Source organism: Campylobacter sp. W0066.2 (assembly GCF_024723515.1).
In the GTDB taxonomy this organism is placed as follows: Bacteria; Campylobacterota; Campylobacteria; order Campylobacterales; family Campylobacteraceae; genus Campylobacter_D.
In genome coordinates this window covers 65,728-72,895 of sequence record NZ_JANQCV010000010.1, presented here as the reverse complement: position 1 = coordinate 72,895, position 7,168 = coordinate 65,728, and the positions used below count along the sequence as shown (strand labels likewise).

The following is a 7,168-nucleotide window of genomic DNA, read 5'->3' as shown; positions in this document are numbered from 1 at the left end:
GGATGGGGTGAGCTTAAATCCAAGTAGTCAAATTTGTTGATACTTGGATTAAATGCTATAATTTTGCTTTAAAAATTTAAAGGTTTTTTATGGCTGCTGATGATCAAGAAAAAACAGAAGAACCCACGTCCAAGAAAATAGAAGATGCTCGTAAAGAGGGTAATGTCCCAAAAAGCCAAGATGCATCTGCTGTGGCTGTGCTTGTTATAGCTGTGGTTGTGGTGTTGTTTATGTTGCCTTTTATAGGTGAGAGAATTAGCGGTTTGTATAGGTTTTATCAAAGTTTTATAGGTATAGAACTTGATTTAAAAATCTTGCAAAAAATTATTATAAAAACCATGATAGAAATGTTTATTATGGTTTTACCTATAACTCTAACAATTATGGTTGCAGGTGTGCTTGGAAATTTAATGCAATTTGGTTTTATTTTTACCACCAAGCCTATCACTCCAAATTTTAACAAAATTAACCCTATTAATGGTCTTAAAAATCTTTTTTCTTTGAAAAAAATTATTGAAGCTTTAAAAATTACTCTTAAAGTTGGAGTAGTTTTTGGAATAGCTTTTGTTTTTTTATTGCAATTTATGAAAGAACTTCCTAGAGTAGAACTTTATACGATTTATCCACAACTTTTATGGCTTAGAGATAAAGCTATTATCCTTGCGGCTATTGTGATTATAGCTTTTTTGATTATTGGACTTTTAGATGTGCTTTTGGTAAGGTATCAGTACTTTAAAAATTTGCGTATGAGTAAGCAAGAAATTAAAGATGAATACAAACAAAGCGAAGGAGATCCTTTGGTAAAAGGAAGAATTCGTCGTTTGCAAATGGAAGCAGCAAGACGCAGAATGGTGCAAGATGTCGCTAGTGCTGATGTGGTGATTACTAACCCTACTCACTATGCAGTTGCTTTGCGTTATGATAGTTCTAAAGAAGCTGCGCCAAAAGTTTTAGCTAAAGGAGTGGATTTTTTAGCTTTGCGTATAAAAGATATGGCATATGAATATAATGTGATGATTTATGAAAATCCTCCTTTAGCAAGAGAACTTTATAAAGCATGTGAGGTAAATGATCTTATCCCACCAGAGCTTTTTAAAGCAGTGGCGGAAGTTTTAAGCTTTGTCTATACTTCTAACAGACAAAAATTTGCTGATAGATTAAAATAAATTTAGCTTTTTAATCAAGCTTATAATAGTCATAGTTATAGAAAGAGTGTAAATGCCTAAAAGTGCTATACGGTGAGATTTGAGGTTGATTTTTTCCATGATTTTAATTCCAAGATAAACCCCTAGCATAGAGCTAAGTCCTACTAAGCTTCCATTTTGTAAGACTTCTTTATCAATAATGTCATTATATACAAAGGAACTAATTCCTGAAATGGAAGCAAAAATCACAAAAAATAAGCTAAGCGGCACTACTTTTTTAGTATCATAGCCTAAAAAATAAGCCAAAATAGGGGTGATTAAAAGCCCACCACCAATCCCTAAAGATATGGCAAAAATTCCTGTAAATATGCCACAAATTAGCAAAATAGAATTTTTCAAGATATTAGAGTGGTTGATATTTCTAATGGTGCTTTTTTGATTAAAAGCAAATTTTAAAAAGAATACAATACTCACGCATAGAAAAATACTTGTTAGGGTTATATCTGAAAAATATGAGAGTAAAAGCCCACTAAACACCGCACCTAAAAAGCCCCCAAATCCTATGATGAGTCCATCTTTTAAGATTAAATTTTTCTTTTTATAGTTTAAATAAGAACCAAAAATAGAAGCAAAAATCATTTGTACAACAGAAATTGCAACAGCATGATGAGAGCTAAGTCCTAAAGTAAGCATGAAAGGAACGATAATCATACCACCACCTATGCCAAAAACCCCTGAAGCCATACCTGAAAAAATTCCTATAATCATATAAGGAAGTAAAGTTAAATCCATAATTTATAAACCTTTAAATAAAAAATATTGTAACAAAATAAAATTTATTTATCTTTAGAAAATATAATCATAGTCGATTTACAATGATTATAAAGATTTTTTGGAGTTAATATGAAATTTTGTAAAAAATGCGTTATGCCAGATACTAAGCCTGATTTGCATTTTAATGATGAGGGAATTTGTGATGCGTGTTGCTCGCAAGAAGCTAAAAATCATGAGATAAATTGGCAAGAGCGTGAAAAAGAATTTCTAGAACTCGTGAAAAAATATAAAAAACATCCTGTGTATGATTGTGTGATAGGAGTAAGTGGTGGTAAGGATTCTACCTTTCAAGTTTTAAAATGTCTTGAACTTGGACTTAATCCTTTGTGTGTTTGTTTTGAACCAAGTATCCCTACTAAAATAGGTAAAAAGAATTTAAAAAATTTAAACAATCTTGGTATTGATTTAATTCATATTAAAAGAAATCCTTTAGTGTATAAAAAATTATCCCGTGAAGCTTTTGTAAGAACGGGCGATAATGAATGGCAAAACCATTTGGGGATTTTTACTTGTGTTCCAAAAGTAGCTGTTGCTTTTGACATTCCTTTGATTATTTGGGGGGAAAGTCCGCAGATTGAATATGGTGGGCCAGCTAGTTCTAAAGAAAAAAACACTTTAGGTAGAGAGTGGCTTGAAGAATTTGGTGGGCTTTTGGGTAATAGAATTTCTGATATGATTGGTGTTGATGGTATTAGAGAGAAGGATTTATATTTTTACACTTATCCAAGTGACGAAGAACTTCAAAGAGTAGGAGTTACAGGGTTATTTTTGGGATATTATTTTAAATGGGATTATAAATATAATTTAAAATTAGCTCAAGAAAATGGCTTTAAAACTAGCACAAAACCAGTTGAAACTACTTATGAGAATTTTGAAAATTTAGATTGTTATTCAAATCATGTACATGATTATTTAAAATACTGCAAATATGGTTTTGGAAGAGCTACAGATAATGCGTGTTTGGATATAAGACTTGGCTATATTAGCCGTGAAGAGGGTGTGAGACTTGTAAATAAATATGATGGAAAGCCACCTAAAAAGGCTATTAAGAAGTATTTAAAATTTAGTGGTTTTAGTGAAAAAGAATTTGAAAAAATTGTAGATTCTTACACTAATAAAAAGATATTTAAACGCGATGAAAATGGTAAATTCTTAAGAGACAGCGATGGTTCATTGATAAAAAAAGATGAGTTTGTTTTGAAATGATTTGTATTGTTGATTATCATCTTGGAAATTTTAAATCTGTTTTGAAAGCTTTTGAAAAACTTAATCAAGAAGTGATTATAAGTTCTAAAAAAGAAGATATAAAAAATGCCTCTAAATTAGTTTTACCAGGTGTTGGATCTTTTAAACAAGGTATGGAAAATTTAAAAAAACTTGCACTAGATGAGCTTTTAAAAGAATGCGTTTTAAAAGATAAAAAGCCTATTTTGGGGATTTGTCTTGGTATGCAACTTTTTGCTAGCAAAGGATATGAGGGAGGAGAGTGTGAAGGGCTTGATTTTATAAAAGCAAAGGTTTTGAAATTTGATTTAAGTAAAGAAAAATTATTACACAGTGGTTGGGATGATTTACAATTTAGTGATAAAAAAAGCAAGCTATTTGATGGAATTTTAGAAAAAAGTGATTTTTATTTTGTGCATTCTTATTATGTAGAGTGTTTAGAGAGTGTGGAGACTTCTTTTTGTGAGTATGAAAAACCTTTTTGTGCAAGTTTTGAAAAAGATAATATTTTTGCTGTGCAATTTCACCCTGAAAAAAGCCAAAATGTAGGTTTGAAACTTTTGGAAAATTTTGCAAATTTAAAGGCCTAGTATGCTTAAAACAAGAATCATACCTTGTGTGTTATTAAAAGATCATCAGCTTGTAAAAAGTATCAATTTTTCTTCTTTTAGAACTATTGGGCATGTAATAAGCACAGCTAGGATATATAATGCTAGAAATGTTGATGAGTTTATAGTTTTGGATATTAATAAAAATGGCGTTATAGATTTTGAAAGCTTAGAAGATATAGCTAATGAGTGTTTTATGCCTTTAACTATTGGAGGTGGGATTAGAACTTTAGAAGATATTAGAAAATTGCTAGATATAGGTGCTGATAAAGTTAGTATTAATTCTATAGCTTTACAAAACCCAGATTTTATTAAAAAAGTGGCAAATACTTTTGGAAGTTCTTGTGTAGTATGCTCGATTGATGTAAAAAAAGACAAAAATAAATTTAAAGTTTTTAATAATGAAATTTTAGATATTGATCCGCTAGAACTTGCATTAAAATACGAATCTTTGGGAGCAGGGGAGATACTTTTAACAAGCGTTGATAAAGAAGGAGGTTCTTTGGGGTATGATTGGGAATTACTAGAGTATTTCAAAGGTAAATTAAAAATTCCACTCATTATTAATGGGGGGCTTTCTAAGCCTCAAGATGGGGTAAAAGCTATACAACTTGGTGCAAATGCATTAGCTGGTGCTTATATATTTCATTTTAGCCAATATACTCCAAATGATGTTAAAAATGAGCTTTTAAAAAATAATATCCTTGTAAGGATTGTTTAAATTTAAAAAATAAAAATTATTATCTTCTTTAATAACCTCAAACCCATGCTTTAAATATAAATTTAAAGCTTTTGTATTTTCTTTAAAAACACAAGCGTTTAAAGTTTGAACTTTTAAAACATTGAAAGCATAATTTTTAACTTCTTGCATTAAAAGATTGCCTACGCCTTTTTTTATACCATAAAGTCCAAATTCGCATGAATTGTTAGTTATATTGATAAAATCAATCACGCCTATAGCTTGTTTGCTATCATAAACTAAAAAGTATTTTTTAGTTGTATCTGTTTTTAGGCTAGATAAAAAGCTTAAATGCTCTTTTAAAGTGATATTTTGTGTTTTCATAAATTTAGCAATACTTTCATTATTTCGCCATTTTAAAACAAGCTTGATTTCTTCTTGGTTTAAGTGGATAAAATCTTTTAAAATTATCATATAAAATTCTCCACTTCATGGCCTTTTTTAGCAAGCCAAGTTGCAATTTTTTCTTGATTTTTAGCATAAGCTATGGCTTTAAAATTTGCTTTTAAAATCAAAGCTTCATTGACTAATGAGCTTGCACTAATGATAAGTTTTTTACTTTCATTCATTAATCTTGCAAGATTAGGTTGGTCAATGAGAATTTGTATATTAGGGTTTTTTTGGCTTAATTTTTGAAGCAAGTTTAGATGAGAATTTGCTTTTGTGGTAGCTATGATGATAGTTTTGTTTTTATTTAGTTTGTTTGCTATATCAAAGGAAATATTTTTTGGATCACTTCCTCCTATACAGATAAAATAATCATAAATTTTCTCTCTTTTTATCTTGCTTTCTTGGTAAAACTCATCGCGTATTAGAGCATAGGAAAAGCCACATCTTAATTCACAATACTTTGGTACTAAATTTTCATAATCACTTTCTTTAGCATAAGCATTGACATTTAGTAAAATATCGCAAAAGTGTTCTTTTATCTCATCATCAAAACTTAGAATTTTAATTCCTGTTTCTAATTTAATAAGTTTTTCATCATCTGCAGTGAACTCATAATGATCAATGATCAAAAGATCAAATTTTTCTTTTTTGATGAGATTGATGAGTTCATATATGCTAGCACTTGTTAACTCATACACAGGATAAGGAATTTCATCTATTAAACAGCCTTTTAGTGGTAAACAAGCAAAAGATACATCTTGGTATTGTTTAGCTAGCAAAAGATCTCTTTTAATGTGTCCATGTCCTATAGTGCTAGAGCTATCGCTTCTAAAAAGAACTCTCATATATTATGCTCGTTTATTTTAATACATTCTTGAAATTTTATACAAGGATTTTTTTCATTAAATAAAAAGTCTAAAATTCCCAAATAAGCTATAAAATTTGCACCTAATTGAGTATAGGTTGGATGGATAAAATCAAAATATTCAATTTTTATATTTGCATTTTTAAAAATTTCTTTTGCTGTATCTTTCTCAAGATAATTTCTTGATCCTTCTGGAGAAAGATAATAATCAGCTTTTAATGTTTGGCAAATTTCAAGTAGTAGTTTTTCTTTTTTTTCGTTTTTTAAGTTTAAAGAAGAGCTTTGCAAAATAGGTGTTTTGATATTCAAATGCTCGCAGTAAATTCTGATTAATTCCATATTAAATTGCACCAAATGCGTATGTTTAAATAAAGCTTTTTCTAAGATATTATAGTATTTGTCAAAATTGACACTTTTAGAATATGCATGGCGGATTGTTTTTAGAAATTTAAATTTCCATTTGTCATCTTTTTCAAATAATACATCTTGAAGTGATGTTTTTTGTGGTGCTTTTTGTAAATTTAGTCCTAGTAAAAAAGTTTTATCTTGTAATTTAATTTTGTTTCTATTTTGCCATGATCTGCGTTCAAATTGAACATTATCCAAAAAGACAAAAGTATCAACACTTTGTATCATATACATATAGCCAAGCCATGGATTAAAAGTTGGCTGCATAATGGCTATTTTCACTTAATTTTTCCATAAATTACAATATCACTATCATTAACTAATCTTTCATCTTTTCCCATGATATTGGTATTTTCATAAGTAAGTACTTTAAAATCATATAAATTTAAATATTCTTTTAAAATTTCTACAAGTTCGTATTCTTGGTATAGAGTGTTGATACATCCAAGTTCTCCTGTGGTATTATCATTTGTGATTTTAAAACAATTATGAGCTATTTTTTCTCCATAGCCATACCTATAATCTTTTATGCTTCTTGTTCTTAAAAAAAACAAAGCATTTTCTTTATACATAGAGTTTTCTTTAGAAATTTTTAATAATTTTAAAAAATCTTCTTTCAAAAGATAGTTAATCACATTAGGAATCATAAAAATATCTGCTTTAATATTTGGATTTTTTAAAGGAAATTCTAAGATATCATCATGAAAAAACTGATAGTTTTTGCATTGAATTACTTCTTTGAAATTGTAATTAGCATTGTTAATATTTTCTTGATTTAAATCAACTCCGATACATTCATAATCATAATTTGCAAACAAAGAGAGATTATTGCCATTAGAACAAGCAAATTCTAAAACTTTTTGGTTGCTTTTTTGATGTAGTCCTTGTTTAAAGAAAAATTTAATTACGGCTAAATCTGGAAATTTTAAGCCTTTTAAATCTCTTAAGTACATTT

At 28.9% G+C, this 7,168-nt stretch carries 9 protein-coding genes; 4 read left to right on the top strand and 5 right to left on the bottom strand.

What is annotated here, in order from left to right; all coding sequences use genetic code 11:
• Nucleotides 1–89 precede the first annotated feature (89 nt).
• The gene (gene flhB / locus CAMP18498_RS05855) at nt 90–1,166 is read left to right on the top strand and encodes a flagellar biosynthesis protein FlhB (RefSeq protein WP_214125024.1); all 1,077 of its coding nucleotides are present in this window, start codon (nt 90–92) and stop codon (nt 1,164–1,166) included.
• Here the strand turns inward: flhB and CAMP18498_RS05850 are convergent.
• Entirely contained in the window at nt 1,158–1,937 is a 780-nt protein-coding gene (locus tag CAMP18498_RS05850; protein ID WP_337197985.1) for a sulfite exporter TauE/SafE family protein, read from the bottom strand. The genes flhB and CAMP18498_RS05850 overlap by 9 nt on opposite strands.
• A 111-nt stretch (nt 1,938–2,048) precedes the next feature.
• On the opposite strand from CAMP18498_RS05850, the gene pseA reads away from it, so the two are divergent.
• Genes pseA through CAMP18498_RS05835 form a run of 3 tightly spaced genes read left to right on the top strand, consistent with a single transcriptional unit; the run spans nt 2,049 to nt 4,532 of the window.
• Nucleotides 2,049–3,185, top strand: a complete 1,137-nt coding sequence (gene pseA / locus CAMP18498_RS05845) for a pseudaminic acid biosynthesis protein PseA (protein WP_337197984.1) — start codon at nt 2,049–2,051, stop codon at nt 3,183–3,185.
• Nucleotides 3,182–3,793 (top strand): imidazole glycerol phosphate synthase subunit HisH, encoded by a 612-nt coding sequence (hisH, locus tag CAMP18498_RS05840; protein WP_133319969.1) that lies wholly within the window; start codon nt 3,182–3,184, stop codon nt 3,791–3,793. Before pseA ends, hisH begins: the two co-directional genes overlap by 4 nt.
• A 1-nt stretch (nt 3,794) precedes the next feature.
• Entirely contained in the window at nt 3,795–4,532 is a 738-nt protein-coding gene (locus tag CAMP18498_RS05835) for a HisA/HisF-related TIM barrel protein (RefSeq protein WP_337197983.1), read from the top strand.
• Here CAMP18498_RS05835 and pseH read toward each other — a convergent pair.
• The 4 genes from pseH to CAMP18498_RS05815 are packed head-to-tail and all read right to left on the bottom strand — an operon-like array spanning nt 4,500 to nt 7,166.
• Nucleotides 4,500–4,964, bottom strand: coding sequence for a UDP-4-amino-4,6-dideoxy-N-acetyl-beta-L-altrosamine N-acetyltransferase (gene pseH / locus CAMP18498_RS05830; RefSeq protein ID WP_337197982.1), 465 nt, complete (start codon nt 4,962–4,964; stop codon nt 4,500–4,502). The two genes, CAMP18498_RS05835 and pseH, sit on opposite strands and share 33 nt — an antisense overlap.
• Nucleotides 4,961–5,785, bottom strand: coding sequence for a UDP-2,4-diacetamido-2,4,6-trideoxy-beta-L-altropyranose hydrolase (pseG, locus tag CAMP18498_RS05825; RefSeq protein ID WP_337197981.1), 825 nt, complete (start codon nt 5,783–5,785; stop codon nt 4,961–4,963). The genes pseH and pseG overlap by 4 nt, the downstream gene beginning before the upstream one ends.
• The gene (locus CAMP18498_RS05820; protein WP_337197980.1) at nt 5,782–6,495 is read right to left on the bottom strand and encodes a WbqC family protein; all 714 of its coding nucleotides are present in this window, start codon (nt 6,493–6,495) and stop codon (nt 5,782–5,784) included. The genes pseG and CAMP18498_RS05820 overlap by 4 nt, the downstream gene beginning before the upstream one ends.
• On the bottom strand, nt 6,492–7,166 hold the full coding sequence (locus tag CAMP18498_RS05815; protein ID WP_337197979.1) for a class I SAM-dependent methyltransferase: 675 nt from the start codon (nt 7,164–7,166) through the stop codon (nt 6,492–6,494). Before CAMP18498_RS05815 ends, CAMP18498_RS05820 begins: the two co-directional genes overlap by 4 nt.
• Nucleotides 7,167–7,168: the final 2 nt, after the last annotated feature.